At 27.1% G+C, this 19,707-nt stretch carries 22 protein-coding genes and 3 tRNA genes; 22 read left to right on the top strand and 3 right to left on the bottom strand.

Annotated features, from left to right (window positions below; all coding sequences use genetic code 11):
• Positions 1–251: 251 nt before the first annotated feature.
• From BN2087_RS08645 to BN2087_RS08580, 14 genes are all read left to right on the top strand, one after another.
• Positions 252–327 (top strand) — tRNA-Phe (locus BN2087_RS08645).
• A 6-nt stretch (positions 328–333) separates the two neighbouring features.
• Positions 334–408, top strand: a tRNA-Gly gene (locus BN2087_RS08640).
• Between the two features lie 3 nt (positions 409–411).
• Positions 412–485: transfer RNA gene (locus BN2087_RS08635), tRNA-Cys, on the top strand.
• Positions 486–534: 49 nt separating this feature from the next.
• The gene (locus BN2087_RS08630) at positions 535–1,212 is read left to right on the top strand and encodes a DUF6873 family GME fold protein (protein WP_049691367.1); all 678 of its coding nucleotides are present in this window, start codon (positions 535–537) and stop codon (positions 1,210–1,212) included.
• 13 nt (positions 1,213–1,225) lie between these two features.
• On the top strand, positions 1,226–2,524 hold the full coding sequence (gene hisS, locus BN2087_RS08625; RefSeq protein WP_049691366.1) for a histidine--tRNA ligase: 1,299 nt from the start codon (positions 1,226–1,228) through the stop codon (positions 2,522–2,524).
• An 8-nt stretch (positions 2,525–2,532) separates the two neighbouring features.
• Positions 2,533–3,399, top strand: a complete 867-nt coding sequence (locus BN2087_RS08620) for a DegV family protein (RefSeq protein ID WP_049691365.1) — start codon at positions 2,533–2,535, stop codon at positions 3,397–3,399.
• Positions 3,400–3,406: 7 nt separating this feature from the next.
• A complete protein-coding gene (locus BN2087_RS08615; protein WP_049691364.1) occupies positions 3,407–4,306 on the top strand; it encodes a DMT family transporter in 900 nt (299 codons plus the stop codon).
• Positions 4,307–4,594: 288 nt separating this feature from the next.
• Positions 4,595–5,197 (top strand): hypothetical protein, encoded by a 603-nt coding sequence (locus tag BN2087_RS08610; protein WP_049691363.1) that lies wholly within the window; start codon positions 4,595–4,597, stop codon positions 5,195–5,197.
• The gene (locus BN2087_RS08605) at positions 5,198–7,090 is read left to right on the top strand and encodes a BglG family transcription antiterminator (RefSeq protein WP_049691362.1); all 1,893 of its coding nucleotides are present in this window, start codon (positions 5,198–5,200) and stop codon (positions 7,088–7,090) included.
• 4 nt (positions 7,091–7,094) lie between these two features.
• Entirely contained in the window at positions 7,095–7,547 is a 453-nt protein-coding gene (locus tag BN2087_RS08600) for a PTS sugar transporter subunit IIA (protein WP_049691361.1), read from the top strand.
• Positions 7,547–7,834 (top strand): PTS sugar transporter subunit IIB, encoded by a 288-nt coding sequence (locus BN2087_RS08595; protein WP_049691360.1) that lies wholly within the window; start codon positions 7,547–7,549, stop codon positions 7,832–7,834. The genes BN2087_RS08600 and BN2087_RS08595 overlap by 1 nt, the downstream gene beginning before the upstream one ends.
• A 9-nt stretch (positions 7,835–7,843) precedes the next feature.
• Positions 7,844–9,130, top strand: coding sequence for a PTS sugar transporter subunit IIC (locus BN2087_RS08590; protein ID WP_049691359.1), 1,287 nt, complete (start codon positions 7,844–7,846; stop codon positions 9,128–9,130).
• Position 9,131: 1 nt separating this feature from the next.
• Entirely contained in the window at positions 9,132–9,428 is a 297-nt protein-coding gene (locus BN2087_RS08585; protein ID WP_049691358.1) for a hypothetical protein, read from the top strand.
• Positions 9,428–10,264 carry a class II fructose-bisphosphate aldolase gene (locus tag BN2087_RS08580; protein ID WP_049691357.1) on the top strand — a complete coding sequence of 279 codons (837 nt, stop codon included), beginning with the start codon at positions 9,428–9,430 and terminating at the stop codon, positions 10,262–10,264. The genes BN2087_RS08585 and BN2087_RS08580 overlap by 1 nt, the downstream gene beginning before the upstream one ends.
• Positions 10,265–10,385: 121 nt before the next feature.
• Here BN2087_RS08580 and BN2087_RS08575 read toward each other — a convergent pair whose 3' ends face one another.
• Positions 10,386–11,081 carry a hypothetical protein gene (locus BN2087_RS08575; RefSeq protein ID WP_049691356.1) on the bottom strand — a complete coding sequence of 232 codons (696 nt, stop codon included), beginning with the start codon at positions 11,079–11,081 and terminating at the stop codon, positions 10,386–10,388.
• The gene (locus tag BN2087_RS08570) at positions 11,078–11,554 is read right to left on the bottom strand and encodes a YbaK/EbsC family protein (protein ID WP_049691355.1); all 477 of its coding nucleotides are present in this window, start codon (positions 11,552–11,554) and stop codon (positions 11,078–11,080) included. The genes BN2087_RS08575 and BN2087_RS08570 overlap by 4 nt, the downstream gene beginning before the upstream one ends.
• A gap of 102 nt (positions 11,555–11,656) precedes the next feature.
• Between BN2087_RS08570 and BN2087_RS08565 the strand changes: the two genes are divergently transcribed.
• Together BN2087_RS08565 and BN2087_RS08560 are read left to right on the top strand one after the other, a co-directional pair.
• Positions 11,657–12,430, top strand: a complete 774-nt coding sequence (locus BN2087_RS08565) for an MBL fold metallo-hydrolase (RefSeq protein WP_049691354.1) — start codon at positions 11,657–11,659, stop codon at positions 12,428–12,430.
• 5 nt (positions 12,431–12,435) lie between these two features.
• A complete protein-coding gene (locus tag BN2087_RS08560; protein ID WP_049691353.1) occupies positions 12,436–13,290 on the top strand; it encodes a DegV family protein in 855 nt (284 codons plus the stop codon).
• A 53-nt stretch (positions 13,291–13,343) separates the two neighbouring features.
• Here BN2087_RS08560 and BN2087_RS08555 read toward each other — a convergent pair whose 3' ends face one another.
• Positions 13,344–13,703: a desulfoferrodoxin family protein gene (locus BN2087_RS08555; protein ID WP_049691352.1), complete on the bottom strand. Its 360-nt coding sequence runs from the start codon at positions 13,701–13,703 to the stop codon at positions 13,344–13,346.
• 111 nt (positions 13,704–13,814) lie between these two features.
• Between BN2087_RS08555 and BN2087_RS08550 the strand changes: the two genes are divergently transcribed.
• From BN2087_RS08550 to truA, 6 genes are all read left to right on the top strand, one after another.
• Positions 13,815–14,945 (top strand): THUMP domain-containing class I SAM-dependent RNA methyltransferase, encoded by a 1,131-nt coding sequence (locus tag BN2087_RS08550; protein WP_049691351.1) that lies wholly within the window; start codon positions 13,815–13,817, stop codon positions 14,943–14,945.
• A gap of 88 nt (positions 14,946–15,033) precedes the next feature.
• A complete protein-coding gene (locus BN2087_RS08545) occupies positions 15,034–16,404 on the top strand; it encodes a L,D-transpeptidase family protein (protein ID WP_245190873.1) in 1,371 nt (456 codons plus the stop codon).
• A gap of 66 nt (positions 16,405–16,470) precedes the next feature.
• Positions 16,471–17,301 carry an energy-coupling factor transporter ATPase gene (locus tag BN2087_RS08540; protein WP_049691349.1) on the top strand — a complete coding sequence of 277 codons (831 nt, stop codon included), beginning with the start codon at positions 16,471–16,473 and terminating at the stop codon, positions 17,299–17,301.
• Positions 17,298–18,155, top strand: a complete 858-nt coding sequence (locus BN2087_RS08535; RefSeq protein ID WP_049691348.1) for an energy-coupling factor transporter ATPase — start codon at positions 17,298–17,300, stop codon at positions 18,153–18,155. The genes BN2087_RS08540 and BN2087_RS08535 overlap by 4 nt, the downstream gene beginning before the upstream one ends.
• Complete coding sequence (locus BN2087_RS08530; protein ID WP_049691347.1) at positions 18,148–18,942, top strand: energy-coupling factor transporter transmembrane component T family protein; 795 nt, start codon at positions 18,148–18,150, stop codon at positions 18,940–18,942. The genes BN2087_RS08535 and BN2087_RS08530 overlap by 8 nt, the downstream gene beginning before the upstream one ends.
• On the top strand, positions 18,939–19,697 hold the full coding sequence (truA, locus tag BN2087_RS08525; RefSeq protein WP_049691346.1) for a tRNA pseudouridine(38-40) synthase TruA: 759 nt from the start codon (positions 18,939–18,941) through the stop codon (positions 19,695–19,697). Before BN2087_RS08530 ends, truA begins: the two co-directional genes overlap by 4 nt.
• Positions 19,698–19,707 lie beyond the last annotated feature (10 nt).

The raw sequence follows: 19,707 nt of genomic DNA, 5'->3' as shown, positions 1-19,707 counted from the left end.
TGATAAATTTCAGCCAGGGTATATAAATAAGGGATAAGAAATTTCGCAACCTTATGACCATAGCCTTGCAAATTAATAAAAATTTTTGCTAGGCTCTTTTTTTATTAATAAAAATTTATTTGCTAAATTATTTTTTTCTAGTATAATTACATTTGCATTCATTTTGAATAGATAAATTAATTATTTGTTAAAAATTCCCAAAAAAATTTGACAATAAATCTAAATTATTCTATACTATAAGAGTAGTGTTTGCCCAGATAGCTCAGTCGGTAGAGCAGGGGACTGAAAATCCCCGTGTCGGTGGTTCGATTCCGCCTCTGGGCACCAGAAAGTGCGGAAGTGGCTCAGTGGTAGAGTATCGCCTTGCCAAGGCGAGGGTCGCGGGTTCGAATCCCGTCTTCCGCTCCATATGGCGCCATAGCCAAGTGGTAAGGCAGAGGTCTGCAACACCTTTATCCCCAGTTCAAATCTGGGTGGCGCCTCCAAATTTGTCCTCTTTGAGGACTTTTTTTGTACCTAAATTTAAGGAGAATTATGTTAATTATTAGCCACAAATCTAAAAAAGAATTTACAGATTTTTTGGATTTAAAAAAAATTAAATATTTAAAAACAATTGATAATCCAAATCTTGATAAAAGAATTTCAGATCATCCTGATTTATCGATTTTTAAATTGGATGATGAGAATATAATTGTTGATAAAAATGTTTATGATTATTATAAAAAAAATCTTAAAAATATTAATGTAATTAAGGGCGATGAAGTTTCAAAAAAATATCCTTACGATGCACTTTATAATATTGTGAAATTTAAAAATTTCTATATTCACAATGATTTTACAGAAAAGCATATAAAATTATATTTTAAAGAAAAAAACATCAATCACTTATTTGTAAAACAAGGCTACACAAGATGTTCTATGCTTGTTTTTAATGAAAATCTTTTAACTTCTGATATGGGAATTTTTAAAAAATCAAAAAATATTCTACCCATAACTTTAATGAAAGAAGAAAATATTCCTCTTGATGGATTTGAGAAGGGATTTTTGGGCGGATGTTTTGGAAAAATTGGCGAGAAAACCTTATTATTTAATGGAAATATAGAAAGATTAAATTCATATGATATAATTAAAAATATAGTAGATAAAGAAAATTTAAAATTATTATATCCAGATACTAATTTAATTGATACTGGATCTTTTATATGGATATGATTAGGAGATTAGAATGAATATAGTAAAACCACAAACAATTTCAGGCGTAATGGAACTTTTACCAGATGACCAACTAGTTTTTGATTATATAAAAAAAATTATTGAAGAGACTTTTTTATCTTATCAATTTTTGCCTATTGATACGCCAGCTATTGAAAAAAATGATATTTTATTTGCTAAAGGCGGCGGAGAAACTGAAAAACAAATTTTTGGAATTGATTCTTCAAAAAAAGATATGTCTTTGAGATTTGATTTAACTGTTCCTCTTGCAAGATATGTATCAGAACATTTTTCTGATTTGAATTTTCCTTTTAAAAGATATCAAATTGCCAAAGTTTATAGGGGAGAAAGAAATCAAAAAGGAAGATACAAGGAATTTTACCAATGCGATATTGATATTATTGGAAATAATTCTTTATCAATCCACAATGATGCTCTTTTACCAAAGGTAATTTATGATATTTTTCAAAAGCTAGATTTTGATGGAATTACTTTTCACATTAACAACAGAAAATTATTGAATGGATTTTTTGAATCACTTGAAATTTCTGAAAGGGAAGAAGTTTTAAGAACAATTGATAAAAAAGCAAAAATTGGCGATGAAAATACAAAAAAACTTTTAGATGAGATTTGTGGCGAAGAAAAAGCAGATAAATTAATGGATCTTATCAATAATAAAAGAGAAAATAGAGAACTTTTGACTTATCTTGAATCTTTAGACTTAAATGAAAATTATAAAATTGGTTTGAAGGAATTGAAAGAAGTTTATGATTATATGATAAAATTTGGGATTGATGATAAATCAATTATGATTGACTTATCAATTACACGTGGACTTGATTATTATACTTCTACCGTTTATGAAACATTTTTGGATGGATATGAATCCATTGGAAGTGTGTGCTCTGGTGGAAGATATGAAAATCTTGCTGGAAATTTTTCAAAGCAAAATTTACCAGGAGTAGGTCTTTCTATTGGTCTTACAAGATTATTTTATCAATTCCAAGAGCTTGGTCTTTTAGAAAAATATAGGAAAAAATTTACAGATTGTTTGGTTATTCCAATGGATGAAAAATTAAATTTCTATGCTATTGAGATTGCAAATAATTTAAAAAATCAAGGGTATAAAGTAGATATATATCTTGAGGATGGTAAGTTTAAGAAAAAAATTAATTATGCCGATAAAATTGGCGTGAAAAAAGTTTTAATTATTGGTCAAGAAGAATATGAAAATAAAATGGTTTCTGTAAAAGATATGGAAGATGGAAATCAAATTAGCGTAAAAATTGATGAAATTTCCGCTTACATTTAAGGAGAGTTATGACATTTAGAATAATTACAGATGGTTCTAGTGATATGAATGTTGATTTTATAAAATCTTCAAACATAATCATTGTTCCCATGCAATCAAATATGGAAGATGAGGTCTATGAAATCATAGGCACAGATTTGGAAAATCTAAATAAATATTATGAATTTATGCTAGATGATAAAAATGTATCAACAAGTCAAGTCAATTTAGCTTCATTTGAAAAATATTTTGAAGAAGTTTTAAAAGATGGAAAAGATATTTTTTATATAGGTTTAAGCGATGCTTTATCAGGAACTTTTGAAAATGCCCAAAAAGCAAAAGAAATTTTAGAGAAAAAATATCCTGATAGAAAAATTTATATTTATAATATAAAACAAGCATCAACTGGCGCAGGGCTTTTGTGCCAAATTATTGTAAAAATGCAAGAAGAAGGAAAAGATATAGACCAAATTGATTCTTTTATTAAAGAAGATTCAAAATATATGGTTTCCCAATTTGGGGTTGAAAGTCTTAAATATCTTTATAAGGGTGGAAGAATTTCAAAAACCAGTGCTGATATAGGAAATTTTTTAAAAGTAAAACCAGTTATTCACATTACAGATGATGGATCACTTGAAGTTTTAAAACTTGAAAGAGGAACAAAAAGAGCTATAAAAGTTTTATTTAAAAATTTCCAAAAAAATTGGAATCCAGATTTATCTGAAGAAGTTCTTATTGGTTATGCATATTTTGATGAAAATGCAAAAAAATTAAAAGAAATGGTTGAAGAAGAATTTCCAAATGCAAAAGTAAGCCTTGCTCCAATTGGATCTTTGATTGGATCTCATGTTGGACCAGGCATGTATTCTTTGTCATATTTTGGAGAAAAAAGATAGGACAAATATGCTAAAAAATAAAAAAAATGCAGTAATTTTTTCTTTAATAGCAATGTTTTTATGGGGGAGTGCAATCCCCCTTATTAAATCTACTTATGTAGTTTTGGATGTTAAATCTTATGATACCTTTGCCAAGGTTTATGTTGCGGGAATTAGGTTTTTCATGGCAGGAATTTTGGCGTTTTTTTATGCGAAAATTTTTGGGAAAAGTAAAATTTCATTTAGAAGTGTAAATATTAAATTGGTAATAGTTCTTGCAATACTTCAAACTTTTTTGCAATATTTTTTCTATTATATAGGCCTATCAAATACAAGTGGAGTAAAATCTTCAATCATTCAAGCTTCAAATTCTTTTATGATTGTAATAATTTCACTCATTTTACTTCCTGAAGATAAACTTTCATCAAACACAATTCTTGCTTTAATAATTGGAACAGCTGGAATTGTTTTGGTAAATTCAAATCAAAAAATGGGAAGTGGATTTAAATTAAGTGGAGAAGGATTTATTTTCACCTCAACTTTTATAAATGCTCTTGCCTCAGTTTTGCTTAGAAAATATTCAAAAGGATCGAATCCTTATGTTTTAAATGGCTTGGCTTTATTTTTGGGGTCCTTGCCTTTAATAATTCTAGGAAAATTTCTACTTATAAATCCAGTTTATATAAATTTAAAGGCTTTTATCATGCTTTTTTATGGAGCATTTATTACAGCAACTTCATTTACAATATGGACCATTGTTTTACAAAATCACAGTGCAAACCAATTTGGAGTTTTTAAATTATTTATCCCAATTTTCGGATCAATTTTATCGGTAATAATTTTGGGAGAAGTTTTTACGATAAGATTGTTTATAGGTTTGATTTTAGTTTTAACGGGATCTTTGGTTTTAATGAAGTGGAAAAAATAACAAATGGTGCTACAGAATAATTAAACTTATTTTGTAGCATCATTTTTTTATTAAATATTATTTTGTCAAAAAAATATGTGAAATTTTCACGTCTTTTTTTGACTTTTCTTTTAAGATTTTATATTCTGTTTTTTAAATTTTTATTTCAAATTTTAATATTAATTTTATGATTTCGTTGTAACGAAAAAAAGCTACTTAATGAAATATTAATAATCACTTATAATTAAATCAATTAAAGTAATAAAATCTAATTTTTAGAAAAAAGTAAAATAATGTGATGGAGGACTTATGAAAAATTTAATAATTTTAGCGGGATATCCAGCCACAGGGAAAACATGTATCATAAATAGCTTGATAGAACACAATAAGAATTTAGAATATATTTCAATAGATGAGATTGAAGAGTTTATATATGATAACTTAGGTTTTAAGAATAAAGAAGAAAAAAAGAAAATATATAATTTGAGTTTTGAGTTTTTTTATATGAAATTAAACTCTATGATGAGTGAAAATAAGGACATTGTAATAGACTATCCATTTAGTTATTTGCAATATCCAACTTTGAAAGAATTGTCTTTTAAATATGATTATAAGTCAATTACGATTAGATTAAATGGAGATATAGAAGAAATTTATAAAAGAAGAGTTAAAAGAGACTTAGATGAAAGTAGAAATCCAGCACACTTATTGAATAGTTATGACAAAAATAGAAAAGTGAGTTTAGAAGAAAGAAAAGACAATCTAATAAGCCTTGAAGAATTTATAAAACATTGCAAATTAAGAGAATACGATAAATTTGAATTAGGCAAGCTTCTGGAAATAGATGTTACAAAAAAATATGCAGATATAGATGCTATTAATAGATTTCTGGATATAGAAATGAGAACTTAAATGCAAATTACAAATAGGCAAAAGAAAATTATAGGAATTTTATTAGAGTCTAAAGATACAATAACTTGCCAAGAAATAGCAGAAATAATAAATGTATCCGATAGAACTGTATTAAATGAAGTTAATAGCATAAATACAAAACTTAGTGATGGTAATAGATTGACCGTTGCAAAGGGCAAGGGGATAAAACTTAGTAAAAACTCAACTATGTATGAACTGCATAAATTATATAATTCAGAAGATGAAAATGAAATTTTGATAAGAAGATTTATAAACACACTCTTAATTAATAACTACTTTAAGCAAAAAAAATATAGCATAGATTTTATAGAAGAGTTTTATATTTCCCAAAATACCCTTAAAAAGCTAATAGAGGATACTAGAGAAGTATTAAAAAGCTATGAGATAGAGCTAGTAGTAAACAATAAAGAAGGAATATTTATAAAAGGTAAAGAAAACAATATAAGATTATGTATGTCAAACATATTATTTTCTTCATCTAATGATTATGAATATTTTTTAGACTCTATTAACTTATTTAATATTAAAGAAATTGACGAAATAAAAAGAGTAACAATAAACATTTTAAATCAATATGACCTATCCTTAACAGGAGTTGCTTTCAATAGTTTTGTGATTCATATTTTGATTTCTATAATTAGAAATCAAAATGAAATTAACTACGATAAAGATTTATTACAAACTATGAATAAATCGGTTGAGAAAGATATTGTAAATGAGCTAATAGAAACAATAAAAGAAAGGCTAAATTACGATCTATCCAGCGATTATTACTATCTAACAAAGCACTTAATAACAAGTCAAAAATTTTCAAAAGACGATGATAAATTAGAAACAGATGAAATTGTAAACGATATATATAACAAAATAATTAATAGGATCAAAAGAGATTTTTCAATAGATTTTTCAAATGACGAGATATTTACAGGAAGTTTGAGGATCCATCTTACAACTTCAATAAATAGGTATATGCTAAATAGCTCCATTAACCATATAGATTTATCAGAAATAAAAAGTCAATATCCTATTGCTTATGATATGGGAATAATGGCAGCCGAAGAAATACACTCTGTTATTAAAAGAGAAATTGATGACACTGAGATATTATTCTTAGCCTTACATTTAGGAACTGCTTTTAATAGAGTAAACAATAATAAAAAAGAATCTGGAAGTAATATTTTGATAGTTTGTGGAGCAGGATTATCAACAGCTAGATTTCTAAAATATTCTCTATTAGAAAAATTTGATAAAGAAATTAAAAACATAGATATCATATCTTCAAGTCAATATAAAGACTGTATGTTTGATAATTATGATTTAGTACTAAGTAGCTTGAATAATTCAATTAATATAGAAGGATCGATAAAAGTTAATTACATTTTAAATAATATAGAAGTAAATATAGTAAAAAATAAATTAAGATACGCAAAAAATTTAGAATATCTTAAAGTATTTGATGATGATTTATTCTACAAAAAATCATTTAAAAATAAGCAAGAATTGTTGGATTATTTAACATTAGATTTGAAAAATAAAAATATACTTAATAAAAAACAAATTCAGTCCATATATGATAGAGAAAAAATGGGAAATACTAGCCTAGGAAATAGGATAGCCATACCACACCCCCTATCATACACAGCAAAAGAAATGAAAATTGCAGTTTTAATAAATGATAAAGCAATAAGTTGGGATAATGATGAGGTGTTTGTAGTAATGCTATTATTAATACCGAAATATAAAATCAAAGACTGGGATGTTATGTTTAAGAAGATGTTTAAAGTTTTTAGTTCAAGAAAAAATGTAGATAAATTAATAAATAGCGATAGCTTAAATGAATTTAAAGAAGTATTAACTTTAGAAATGGAGTGATTATTTGGAATTTACAGAAAAAAATACAAGCTTTGACCTTGTAGTTAAAGATTGGCAACAAGCAATACTTGAAAGTGGGAAGCTATTAGAAAAATCTGGTTACGCTAATGAGGATTATAAATATAACATAATAAAAGATGTTAAAAACTATGGCTCATATATTATGATAAGCCCTAATGTAGCAATCCCACATACTAGACCAGAAAATGGAGCTTTAAAAATAGGATGTTCTATTATAACAATAAAAAATGATATATATTTTGATGACAATAATAAAGATGCAATTAAAGTTTTAATTGGATTTACAGCAATAGACAATAAAAATCATTTAGAAATGTTGAAAAATATTATAAATATAATTGAAAAAGGTTTAGTAGAGAACTTAAATTATTTTTTAAACTTATCAAAAAAAGATAAGCTTACATTTTTAAATTCATTAGTAAAGGAGGAGAAATAATGAATATTTTAGTTGTATGTGGTGCAGGATTAGGCAGTAGCTTTGCTTGCCAAATGTCGGTAGAAAGTGTTTTGAAGGATTTAGGAGTAGATGCAAAAGTCGACCACAGTGATATTTCTTCAGCAGCAGGAACTAGAGCAGATATATTAATGCTAGCTTCTAACTTTAAAAATCAAATAGACAAATATAATTTGGATACAAGAGTAATATATTTGGATAAATTGATTGATAAAAAAGAAATTAAAGAAAAATTAGAGCCGGTTTTAATAGAAATGGGAAAATTATAGGAGGAATTTATGGCAATATTAAATTTTATTATTAATAATATTTTAACCCAAGCTTTTATAACAATTGGTTTAATAGCTTTTATAGGATTATTAGCACAAAAGAAAAGTTTTGCTGATATAGTATCAGGTACTTTCAAAACTATGTTAGGTTATTTAGTTTTATCAGCTGGTTCATCAATAATAGTTCAAGTATTAATATATTTTGGAGAAATTTTTACAGCTGGATTTGGAATGCAAGGAATAGTTCCATCTATTGAGGCAGTTAATGGTCAAGCAATGAATGAACTTGGTCTTGGAAATCAAATAGCATTAGCATTTTTGGGAATATTTTTAGTAAATATAATAATAGCAAGACTCACTAAGTGGAAATATATATTTTTAACAGGACAAGCTATTTTATGGATGGCTACAATGGTAATAGTTTTTGGTTCAGATGCAGGATTTGGGGTTGTTCCTAATATTATAATAGGATCAATTATCGGAGGTATTTTTGCAGTAGCAATGCCAGCAATTGCACAACCAATAGTAAGAAAAATAACAGGTAGTGACGATATAGCATTAGGACATTTTTGTACAATAGGATATTTATTTGCAGCACTAGTTTCAAAAATTACAGGAAATAAAAAACACTCTACTGAAGATATTGAATTACCATCATCATTATCATTTTTAAATGACACTTATTTATCTGTAGGATTTGTTATGATATTGTTATTTATAATAACAGCAATATTTGCAGGTCCAGAAGTAGTAGCAGAAAGAACAGGCAACTTAAATTATATAGTTTATGCATTTACACAAGGAATGCAATTTGTTGTAGGTGTTTATGTATTGTTAGCAGGAGTTAGATTATTGCTTGGAGAAATAGTTCCAGCATTTAGAGGAATAGCTCTTAAAATAGTACCAGATGCAAAACCTGCTTTAGATTGTCCAGTACTATTTCCTTATGCACCTAATGCAGTTACCTTAGGATTCGTTTCAACAACAATAGGAACAGTTATAGGAATGTTATTTTTCCCTAAAATTGGATTAGCAATGCTTTTACCAGGTATGTTATCAAATTTCTTTGCTGGAGGTACAGCTGGAATTTTCTGTAATGAAGTTGGCGGAACAAGAGGAACAATTATTGGAGGTATAGCTCATGGGTTATTCATTACTTTATTACCGGCATTACTAGTTATGATATTTAATTCTATGGGATTCATAAATGCAACAGCTACAGATGTGGATACAGTTGCGGCAGCCTTATTGTATGCTTGGATAATTAAACCAATTATTGGAGTTGTAGGAATTTAAAATGTTTTTTAAAAAAAATAAAGATAAAAAAGAAAATAAAAATAATGTAGAAAAAATATTGCTGGATGAATGCAAAGAATTAGTTGAAAAAAATGATATAGATTCAGCAATTAATAAATTAGAAAAATATATAGAAGAAAATAAAAAATTAGGTAAAGTTTTTACTTATCTAATGAAATTATATAACAAGCAATTAAGTGAAGCTAGATTGAATGGGGAAGATGAAAAAATAAAATTCAATTTAGATAGAATTGATACATTGATGCAAAAATCAAAAGATATAGTTAGGGGAAGATAATGTATTTGAATTTAAAAGAATTATTTAAAAAATATAGAGGAATTAGAGGAATTGGTGCTTTTAATCTACATTGTATGGAGATGTTTCCATACATTGTAGAAGGAGCTAAAAAATCTAACAGTCCATTGATAATTCAAACTTCAAAAGGAACTGCTGAATATTTAGGTCTTGATTGGATAGTGGCTACAGCAAAATTATTTGCTAAAGATATAGATCTATGTATTCACTTGGATCACTGTAAAGATATAGAATTTATAAAAAAAGCAATTGATGCTGGATATAACAGTGTAATGTATGATGGTTCATCACTAGATTTTGAAGAAAATATAAAAAATACTAAAGAAGTAGTAGAATATGCACACAAAAGAAATGTAAGTGTTGAAGGTGAAATTGGTAGCATAGGCGGTTCAGAAGATGGAATTGAAGAAAAAGTAAATTCAATAATTTATACCAAAGCTGAAGATGCAGTAAAATTTGTTGAAGAAACTGGAATAGATGCCCTAGCCGTAGCTATAGGCACAGTTCATGGTTTATATAATGGAAAAGCCAAAATAAATTTTGAATTACTCGATACTTTAACAAAAGAATTGACAGATGTTGGAATGGTTTTACATGGTGGAACAGGTGTTTCAGATGAGGATTTCCACAAATGTGCAGAAAAAGGAATGATGAAATTTAATGTTGGAACTGAGCTAAATAAAAATTATATTGAAAATATAGTTAAAGATTTTCCATCAGCTAAGCCGACTACATCTTTAAGAAATTTATTGAAAAATGCAAATGAATCAATAGTTAATATAGTTGAACATAGGTCAAATGTAATAAAATTAGCTTAATATTCTTCCAAATTTCTAAAAATTTAAAAATGGATAATACTAATCTTTAGTTAGAATATAGCTTGATAATTATTGCCCCATTAAAGATTAAAAAGTGATGTTAGAGAAAAATTTACTTTTCTTAAACATCACTTTTTTTTATTGGTCTTTTTAAATTATTTGTAAGTTTATATATTTCTTCTATATAAAAATATCTCTCTTTATCCTTATATCTTGCAATTTTCATAAGATCTAGAGCCCAATTTACCAAATATTTTGACAAGTAAAAGGCATAAATATCATTTGCAAGAATTGATCTTCTCCCATTTATTACTATATCATTTCGAATTTCTTTAAAATATATTATTAAATTTTTCCTATTATATTTAGAAAAAATCACCTCAATCAATGAAGCAAGTGCCAAAATATATTTATCTTCAAGAAAATTTATTGTAAAATCAATGTTTTCATCTTCATTTAAAATTATATCCTCAAATTTTTCATGATTTTTATAAAATTCAAAATATTTTTCTTTGGAAAAATCCTCAAAAAAATTAGGATAAAGTCCATATTCAAAATTAGATTTTTCTAAATTTTTCCTAAAAAATTCAAGATTTGTAGAATTATCAAAAATTGTTATAAAAATTGGAGATAAAATTACTAATAGCCTTAATATCTCATTTTCCTTATCATTTTTAAAATTTAAAATTATTTTTTCTTTTTGATTTGTTTTTTCTAGCTTTGAAAAATCTTTATTTTTTAATTTATTATCTAGGTCAAAAACGTCTGTTGCCTGGTATTGGTATAATTTATTATTTTTAAAAACTTTTACAATCATTGTCTTATATTTTCAAATTTTCCATTTACAGCATCTGCTAAATCAAATGGATTTAATTTTAAACTTACTCCACATTTTCCACCAGAAACAATCATTTTATCAAGATCTTTTGCGCTATCATCAATAAAAACTGGATAATCTTTTTTCATGGCAAGGGGAGTTGTTTCTCCTCTTTGATAGCCAACTTTTGATTTTAAATTTTTGGTTGGAAGAATTGAAATACTTTTAACTCCAGCAACTTTTGCAGCCTTTTTCATATCAATTGAATCATAAGATCTCACTAAATAAATTATAATCTCATTATCTTTTGAAATTGTTGCTATAGTTTTATACATTATATTTAAATCGACGTGAGATTTTTTGCCAGCATCCACTGCTGATTTAAATTCTCCACCCAAATCATATTCTATTTCTTCATATTCAATATTTTTATTTTCTAAAAGTCTCATTGCATTTGTTTTTACTTTTCCCATACTAGCTCCTCTCTTTTTTAATATTACCAGAAAATTCCAAAAAATCATTAATATTTATCAAATTTGGGTATACTTATCTTAGAAGAAATTAGGAGAATTTGGATGATTGAAAAAATTATAATAACTTATATTTATCATTCCTGCTATAGTGTTGAAATAGGGGATTATTTTATTATATTTGATTATTATAAGGGAGTTTTAAATATACCTGAAGATAAAAATGTAATTTTTGTAGCAAGTCATGGACACTCTGACCACTACACTTCAGAAATTTTAAAAATTCCTAATATGAAAAACTATACTTATATTTTATCAAGCGATATAGCACGCTTGGAAAGTGATGATAATATTATTTATATAAAAGAAAATAAATTGGGCATGGATCAATTGAAATCTTTGTATAATTCTAAAAATGTATATCTTGTCGACCCATATCAATTTAAGGAAATTAATATTAAAGGAAGAAAAATTTCTATTAAAACTTTTGGATCAACCGATGAAGGAATTTCTATAATTTTATATATCGATGGAATAGAAATTTTTCACGCAGGCGATTTAAATTATTGGGCTTGGGAAGATTATGATGACAAAAGTGTAAAAAAAGAGTATTATGCTTTTATCGACCAAATTGAAAAAATTAAAAACGAACCGATAGATATAGCTTTCTTTCCGGTTGATTATAGGTTGGGCGAAAATTATTATAAGGGTCCAAAAATTTTTGCAGATACCGTAAAGCCACAGCTGATGTTCCCAATTCACAGCGGAGACCATGAAAAAATTAGCCTAAGATTTGCGAGAGAAATAAAATTGAAAGAAACTGTATTTAGGCCAATTATAGATAAGGGTCAAAAAATTATTGTAGACATAAAGGATTAAATAGAATGGAAAAAATAGCAGTATTAGTAGATTCTGGATCAGACATAGATCTAGAAAAAGCTAAGGAATTTGGCATTTATTTGATGCCATTTTATGTAAATTTAGATGGAGAATTTTATATAGAACAAGAAGAGTTAAAAGCAGAAGAATTTTATGATTGGATAAAAAAACATGAAAAATTGCCAAAAACTTCTATTCCTTCACCAGGCGAGTTAGAAGAAAAATTTAAGAAAATAAAAAATGATGGCTATGAAAAATTAATAATAATTACCATATCAAAAAATTTCACAGGATTTTTCAATTTATGTTCACAAATAGAATTTGAAGGACTAGATATAAGAGTAGTTGATTCCAAATCAGTTGCTCTTACAACAGGATTACTTGCAATTTATGCCAAAGATTTAATAAAAAAAGGATATGATTTTGAAAAAATAGTGGAAATGATTGAAGAGAAGAAAAAAGAATCAAAAATATTTTTCACTATCGATACTTTTAAATATATAATTGCAGGAGGAAGAGTTCCAAAAGCTTTTGGTAAAGTGGGAGAATTTTTAAATATCAAACCAATAGTTTTATGTGATCCAGTTGATGGAAAATACCACATAGTAAAAACTTGTAGGGGAGAGAAAAAAGTTATAAAAGAAATGGAAAAACTTGCAAGTGAGTACTTGGGAAAAATAGATAAATATTACATGGTAATTTCAAATGGTGGCTACAAAAAAGGATCTGAAATTTTAGAAGAAAAATTAAAAGATTTTAAAGAAAAATCAAGCCTCTTTTTGACATCACAAATAGCCCCAAGTCTTGGAGCAAATACAGGTCCAGGATTATTTGGATTTGGATTTTTGCCAATTGATTAGTAAAGAAAAAGACGAGAATTAATTCTCGTCTTTTTAAGTTTAAATTTTTATTCTTATTTAATTTCTAAAGAATTTTCCCAAAGGCCATGGATATTGCAATAAGATAGAGCAAATAAAGTACCTTTTTTATCAGATTTAAATTCACCAACAGCTTTTGGAGTTGTGAAAATTTCACTTTCACCATGAGCTGAGAAATTATAAGATGCAATTTCTACTGGTAATTTACCACCTTCTGGAACAAAGAAAACTTTAATCCAAGAAATGTGGTGTTCTAAAGTATTTGGATGGGCAATTTCTTTTCCTACAAAAGCAGAAACTTCATATTTTCCTTCACCAAGTTCTTTATATTCTAATTCTGGTACGTGTTTTTCGTTTTTCCAATCACCTGATTGTACTGTTTGTGTTAATAACATATAAAATCCTCCTATTTTCATTTACATCTATATTATTACCCAAGCTTATAGAAAAATAACAAAAATATAAGAGTTTTTTAAAAAGTCCAAATTTGTTATAATATAAGTGTTATGGAAAAAATTATTATTACAACAAGCTTTGGTTTAGAAAGCTTAATAAAAAGACAATTACAAGAAGAAAATTACAAAGATTTTGAAGTTTTAAATGGAAAAATAATTTTAAATGGAAATTTGGATGATGTTTCTTTTTTTAATTTAAATTTAAGAGAAGCTGACAGAATATATTTAGAAATTGCATCATTTGAGGCAAAAAGTTTTGAGGAATTATTTGAAAATATAAATAAAATTGACTGGTTTGATTTTTTGTCAATTGACGATAATTTTATAGTAAATGCAAGAACTTACAAATCAAAACTTTTTTCACTTCCATCAATCCAATCAATAAGTGAGAAAGCAATTGTTGATTCTTTAAAAAGAAAATATAAAATTTCAACATTTAAAAAAACAGGGCCTCGAGTTCAAATTGAAGTTATGATTGAAAAGGATATGGTTTCAGTTTGCCTTGATACATCAGGAGATGGCCTTCACAAAAGAGGATACAGGGAAGGAAGTGTGAAAGCTCCTTTAAGAGAAAATTTGGCGGCAGCTCTTATAGACTTATCTTTTTATAAAGATGATAGGTTTTTATTTGATGGTTTTTGTGGATCAGGAACTATTTTAATAGAAGCTGCAAGAAAAGAAAGAAATATTGCACCAGGCCTTGATAGGGATTTTGATTTTACATCTTTTAAATTTTTCGATAAAAAAAGATTTGAACAAATAAAAAAAGAAGCCTACGAAAAAATCGATTATGATAAAAAAATTAATATTTTAGGCTCAGACATATCAAAAAATGCAATAGAACTTGCCAAAAATAATGCCTTAAATGCAGGAGTTTATGAAGATATTACTTTTTTAAATAAAGATTTTAAGGAAATAAATTTAAAGGATAATTTTGGAATTTTCATTTCAAATCCACCATATGGCGAAAGATTGTCAAAATTTGATAAGGAAAAAATTTCTCAAATGATTGATGAAAAATTTAAAAAGTTAGATACTTGGTCAATGTTTATAATTTCATCTGATGAAAAAATTGATAAAAATATAAAAAGAAAGCTATCAAAAAAGAGAAAATTATATAACGGGGGACAAAAAGTCGACCTCTACCAATATTTTGGTAAAAAACCAAAAAAAGATAGATAAATTGACTCTTAAGTGGTACTATAATTACAGTTATTAGGAGGTGCTTATTATTATTAATAATGAAACAAATAAAAAGTCAAATAAAGTATTGATTACAATCGGCGGTATTGTAGTAGGAATATATATAATAGGAACAGTTTTGTTTTCCTTTGTGTGTTTACCAAATACCCATGTTAATGGAAAAAATGTATCATTTGCTCCAAAAGAATCAGTAATTGGTGATAGTGTTGGAGATTTTGATATTAATTTTAAGGGACTAGATGACAAAGAATTAGCATTTAATTCAAAAGATGTTGATTACAAGGCAAATATTCCAAAAGGAGCAAGTCTTGATCAAAATCCATTAAAATGGCCAATAAGTTTTTTAACAAAAGAAAATTTTGATTTCGATTACAAGGTAAATTTTAATGAAGACAAACTTGATAATATTATAAAAAATTCAAACTTAATGAATAAGGTTGTTGAGCCTAAAGATGCAAAATTAGAATTTGATGGAAAAGAATTTAAAATTAATAAAGAAGTTGAAGGAAACAAGGTAAAATATAAAAAATTAAAAGAAAGTCTAGTTTCTGCAATTAAAACTAGAAATGCTGATATAAAAATGGATGAGTCATTTTATGAACGTCCAAAAGTATATGCTAAAGATGAAAATTTACAAAAAGCTCTAAAAGAAGCAAATGATGCTTTAAAATTATCTTATAAATTTAATATCAAAGGTTTTGATTATAAAATTGAAGGTAAAACTCTAGCAGATATGATTGAATTTAAAGATAAAAAATTGACCTTAAATTATGATAAGCTAGCCCAATATGTTTCAAAAATGGCAGAAGAAACAAATACCTATGGTAAAAATAGGAAATTTAAGGCAAGTGATCTTGGAGAAATTACTGTAAATCCTGGTGTCTATGGTTTTATCATGAATCAAGAAGAAACTATTAATTCAGTTTTAAAATCTTTTGATCAAAAAAAATCAGCAAATATTGATCCTATTTATGAAAGAGAAGGCTTTGAAAGATATGATGATGGATCTGATTTGAAAGATACTTATGTTGAAGTCGATCTTTCAAGACAACATTTATGGTATTACCAAAACGGAGAATTAGTAATCTCTACACCAGTAGTTACTGGTGATGCAGCTCATCAAGCATTTACAAATATTGGTGTAGGTTCTATTCTTTCAAAAGAAACGAATAAGGATTTAAGAGGAACAAATTTTGATGGAAGTAGGTATGTGACTCCTGTTAAATATTGGATGCCAATTGGATGGGATGGTGAAGGACTACATGATGCTGGATGGAGAAGTACATTTGGTTCAAATTATTACATGTATTCTGGATCCAATGGATGTATAAATATGCCACCAGATCAAGCAGCAAAATTATATTCTATTATAGAATTTAATACTCCAGTTGTTGTTTACGAATCATCAACAAACAATTCACCAAATATGTTATATTAATTTTTAAAAGTGCTATCTATTTTTAGATAGTCACTTTTTATATTTACTAATTGAAAGGAAGAAAAATTGATTAAAATTGAAAATTTAAATTTTTCTTATAAAAATAATTCAGAAGAAAATGAAAAAGATTCTACTCTTGCTTTAAATAATTTAAATTTATCTATTAAAGAAGGAGAATTTGTGGCAATTTTGGGTCACAACGGTTCAGGAAAATCCACCCTTGCAAAACTTTTAAATGGACAAATATTTCCAACTAAAGGAGATATTTTGATTTGTGGAATGAATACAAAAGATGAGAAAAAAATCTGGGATATTAGAGAAAAATGTTCTATGGTTTTTCAAAATCCTGACAACCAAATGGTTGCTACAACTGTTGAAAATGAAGTGGCTTTTGGTCCAGAAAATTTACAAGTAAAAAATCCTGAGCTTAGAGAAAGAGTAGAAGAAGCAATTAAGCTTGTTGGAATGCAAGATTATGTAAAAAGATCTCCATCTGCACTTTCAGGTGGACAAAAACAAAGAGTTTCTATTGCAGGAGTTATAGCTATGCTTTCAGATTGTATTATTTTTGATGAGCCAACTGCCATGCTTGATCCTCAAGGAAGAAATGATGTTATGGATATAATTCAAACTCTAAATAAAAATTATAAAAAGACAGTTGTTCACATAACTCATTACATGGAAGAAGCTGCTCTTGCTGATAGGATAATTGTTTTAAATAAGGGAGAAAAAGCTCTTGAAGGAAGTGCTAGAGAAGTTTTTTCAAAGGTAAAAGAGATGAAAGATTTAGGTCTTACAGTTCCTCAAGTTACAGAGATTGCCTATGAACTTGAAAAAGAAGGTTATAATTTTGAAAAATTGCCTTTAAATATAGAAGAATTTTTGGAGCTAGTATGAAAATTGAACTAAAAAATGTTGATTATGTATATAATGAAGATAGTGAAGAAGACAACTACGCTCTAAAAAATATTAATTTAGAGATAAATAAACATGAGATAATTGGTTTGATTGGTCAAACCGGATCTGGAAAATCAACCCTAGTCCAACTTTTAAATGGCTTGTTGATTCCTACAAACGGAGATGTTTTTGTAGAAGGAATAAATACAAAAGATAAAAAAACAAGAAGAGATATCAGATTTAAAGTAGGGCTTGTTTTTCAATATCCAGAAAATCAATTGTTTGAAGAAACTGTTGCTAAAGATATTGCTTTTGGTCCAAAAAATATGGGACTTGATGATGAAGAAATTCAAAAAAGAGTAAGAAATTCTATGGAAGCTGTTGGTCTTGATTATGAAAAGATAGGTGAAAAATCTCCTTTCGAATTATCAGGTGGCCAACAAAGAAGAGTGGCTGTTTGTGGAATTATTTCTATGAATCCAAAAGTTTTGGTTTTGGATGAACTTACAGCAGGTCTTGATCCAAGAGGTAGAGATAAAATTTTTGGAGAAATTTTAAAACTTTATGACAATGATCCAGAACTTACAATAATTTTGGTTTCTCATTCTATGGAGGATGTGGCAAAATATGTTGATAGGGTTATTGTAATGAACAAGGGAGAAGTTTTTTCAGATAAATCAACTTATGATACTTTTACAAAAACAGATTTATTATCAATAGGACTTGATATTCCTCAAGTTACAAAATTTATGAAAGCCTTAAAAGAAAAAGGCGAAGATGTTAGAGATGATATTTATACTGTAAAAGATGCCGTGATTGAATTAAAAAAATATTTGGAGGCTAAAAATGAATAATATAGCTATAGGTCAGTATTTACCATACGATACTTTTATTCACAAACTAGATCCAAGAGTAAAATTAATTGCATCTTTACTTTTTATTATTACCATATTTTTTGTTCAAACTTTTCTAGGATATATTCCCTTTGTAATTTTATTATTTGTGATGATAATTGTAGGAAAAATTCCTGTAAAATCATTAATTAGAAGTATAAAACCTTTAATTTGGATTTTACTTATAACTGGACTTATAAATTTATTTACAACAGGTGGAAAAACACTTTTTACTATTTTTTCACTGACAGCAACCTATGAAGGACTTTATAAAACTATGTTTATGTTTGTAAGAATTATTATGATAGTTGTTTCAACTTCAGTTTTAACTTTTACAACATCTCCAATGGAGCTAACAGATGGGCTAGAGAAATTATTTTCTCCTTTAAAAAGATTTGGTTTTCCGGCAGGAGAGCTTGCCATGATGGTTTCAATTTCTTTAAGATTTATTCCAACTCTTTTTGAAGAAGCCCAAAGAATTAAAATGGCTCAAATGGCAAGGGGGGCAGACTTTGAATCTGGAAATATAATTAATAGAGCAAAGAATATGATTCCCTTATTGGTTCCACTTTTTATAAATTCTTTTAAAAGAAGTGATGACCTTGCAACTGCAATGGAGGCAAGACTTTATAGGATTGGTAGAGAAAGAACGAGGCTAAATGAAATAAAAATGACAAAAATTGATTATATAGTTTTGATCCTTTTTATTTTATTTTGTGCTGTAGTTATTATTAATTTTTTCATATGACAATTCAAAATATTTTATTAAAGATCCAGTATGATGGGTCTTTATTTGAGGGTTTTCAAATTCAAAATGATAGAAGAACTGTTCAAAAAGAATTGGAAAATGCAATTAGAAAAGTTACTGGTGAAGAAAATAGGATTATTGCAAGCGGAAGAACTGACAGCGGAGTTCATGCAAATGAAATGTATATAAATTTTTTGACTGCAAAAAATATAAGGGCTGATAAATTTCATTTTCATCTTAAAAAATTTTTACCAGATGATATTTTAGCTTTATCTTCAAAAAAAGTTGATAAAAATTTTCATGCGAGATTTTCTGTTAAGACAAAAACCTATAAATATGTGATTTCCTTGGAAAAAATTCTCCATCCAATTTATAGAAATTATATGGAGCAGGTAACTTATAAACTTGATTTTGATAAGCTTCAAAAAGGAATGGATATTTTAAAAGGCGAACATGATTTTCGAGCCTTTATGCTCAGCGAAAAAAATGATATAATTAATACAATAAGAAAAATTGACGATTGCTACTTTGTTTTGAATGAGAATAAATTATATTTATATTTTAAGGCTGAGAGTTTTCTACATAATCAGGTTAGAATTATGGCTGGCTCTTTGATTGAGTTAAGTCGTGGAAAAATTAGCCTTGAAGATTTTAAATATTATTTTAATGAAAATAATAGGAAAAGAGCAAATCCAACTTTAAAAGCTGGTGGGCTTTATCTTGAAAGTATTGACTATAGCAATTTAAAAAGTTAGTTATTATTAT

It is taken from the genome of Anaerococcus jeddahensis (assembly GCF_001182725.1).
In the GTDB taxonomy this organism is placed as follows: Bacteria; Bacillota; Clostridia; order Tissierellales; family Peptoniphilaceae; genus Anaerococcus; species Anaerococcus jeddahensis.
The sequence above is the reverse complement of the archived record's forward strand: the minus strand, read 5'-3'. Positions and strand labels throughout refer to the sequence as shown.

Bases quoted from the DNA above. Each gene is read 5' to 3' on its own strand.
- BN2087_RS08615 (WP_049691364.1), top strand. From the start codon at position 3,407: ATGCTAAAAAATAAAAAAAATGCAGTAATTTTTTCTTTAATAGCAATG.
- BN2087_RS08630 (WP_049691367.1), top strand. From the start codon at position 535: ATGTTAATTATTAGCCACAAATCTAAAAAAGAATTTACAGATTTTTTG.
- BN2087_RS08550 (WP_049691351.1), top strand. From the start codon at position 13,815: ATGGAAAAAATTATTATTACAACAAGCTTTGGTTTAGAAAGCTTAATA.
- BN2087_RS08575 (WP_049691356.1), bottom strand. From the start codon at position 11,081: ATGATTGTAAAAGTTTTTAAAAATAATAAATTATACCAATACCAGGCA.
- BN2087_RS08535 (WP_049691348.1), top strand. From the start codon at position 17,298: ATGAAAATTGAACTAAAAAATGTTGATTATGTATATAATGAAGATAGT.
- BN2087_RS08560 (WP_049691353.1), top strand. From the start codon at position 12,436: ATGGAAAAAATAGCAGTATTAGTAGATTCTGGATCAGACATAGATCTA.
- BN2087_RS08605 (WP_049691362.1), top strand. From the start codon at position 5,198: ATGCAAATTACAAATAGGCAAAAGAAAATTATAGGAATTTTATTAGAG.
- BN2087_RS08530 (WP_049691347.1), top strand. From the start codon at position 18,148: ATGAATAATATAGCTATAGGTCAGTATTTACCATACGATACTTTTATT.
- BN2087_RS08565 (WP_049691354.1), top strand. From the start codon at position 11,657: ATGATTGAAAAAATTATAATAACTTATATTTATCATTCCTGCTATAGT.
- BN2087_RS08590 (WP_049691359.1), top strand. From the start codon at position 7,844: ATGGCAATATTAAATTTTATTATTAATAATATTTTAACCCAAGCTTTT.
- hisS (WP_049691366.1), top strand. From the start codon at position 1,226: ATGAATATAGTAAAACCACAAACAATTTCAGGCGTAATGGAACTTTTA.
- BN2087_RS08580 (WP_049691357.1), top strand. From the start codon at position 9,428: ATGTATTTGAATTTAAAAGAATTATTTAAAAAATATAGAGGAATTAGA.
- truA (WP_049691346.1), top strand. From the start codon at position 18,939: ATGACAATTCAAAATATTTTATTAAAGATCCAGTATGATGGGTCTTTA.
- BN2087_RS08555 (WP_049691352.1), bottom strand. From the start codon at position 13,703: ATGTTATTAACACAAACAGTACAATCAGGTGATTGGAAAAACGAAAAA.
- BN2087_RS08595 (WP_049691360.1), top strand. From the start codon at position 7,547: ATGAATATTTTAGTTGTATGTGGTGCAGGATTAGGCAGTAGCTTTGCT.
- BN2087_RS08620 (WP_049691365.1), top strand. From the start codon at position 2,533: ATGACATTTAGAATAATTACAGATGGTTCTAGTGATATGAATGTTGAT.
- BN2087_RS08585 (WP_049691358.1), top strand. From the start codon at position 9,132: ATGTTTTTTAAAAAAAATAAAGATAAAAAAGAAAATAAAAATAATGTA.
- BN2087_RS08610 (WP_049691363.1), top strand. From the start codon at position 4,595: ATGAAAAATTTAATAATTTTAGCGGGATATCCAGCCACAGGGAAAACA.
- BN2087_RS08570 (WP_049691355.1), bottom strand. From the start codon at position 11,554: ATGGGAAAAGTAAAAACAAATGCAATGAGACTTTTAGAAAATAAAAAT.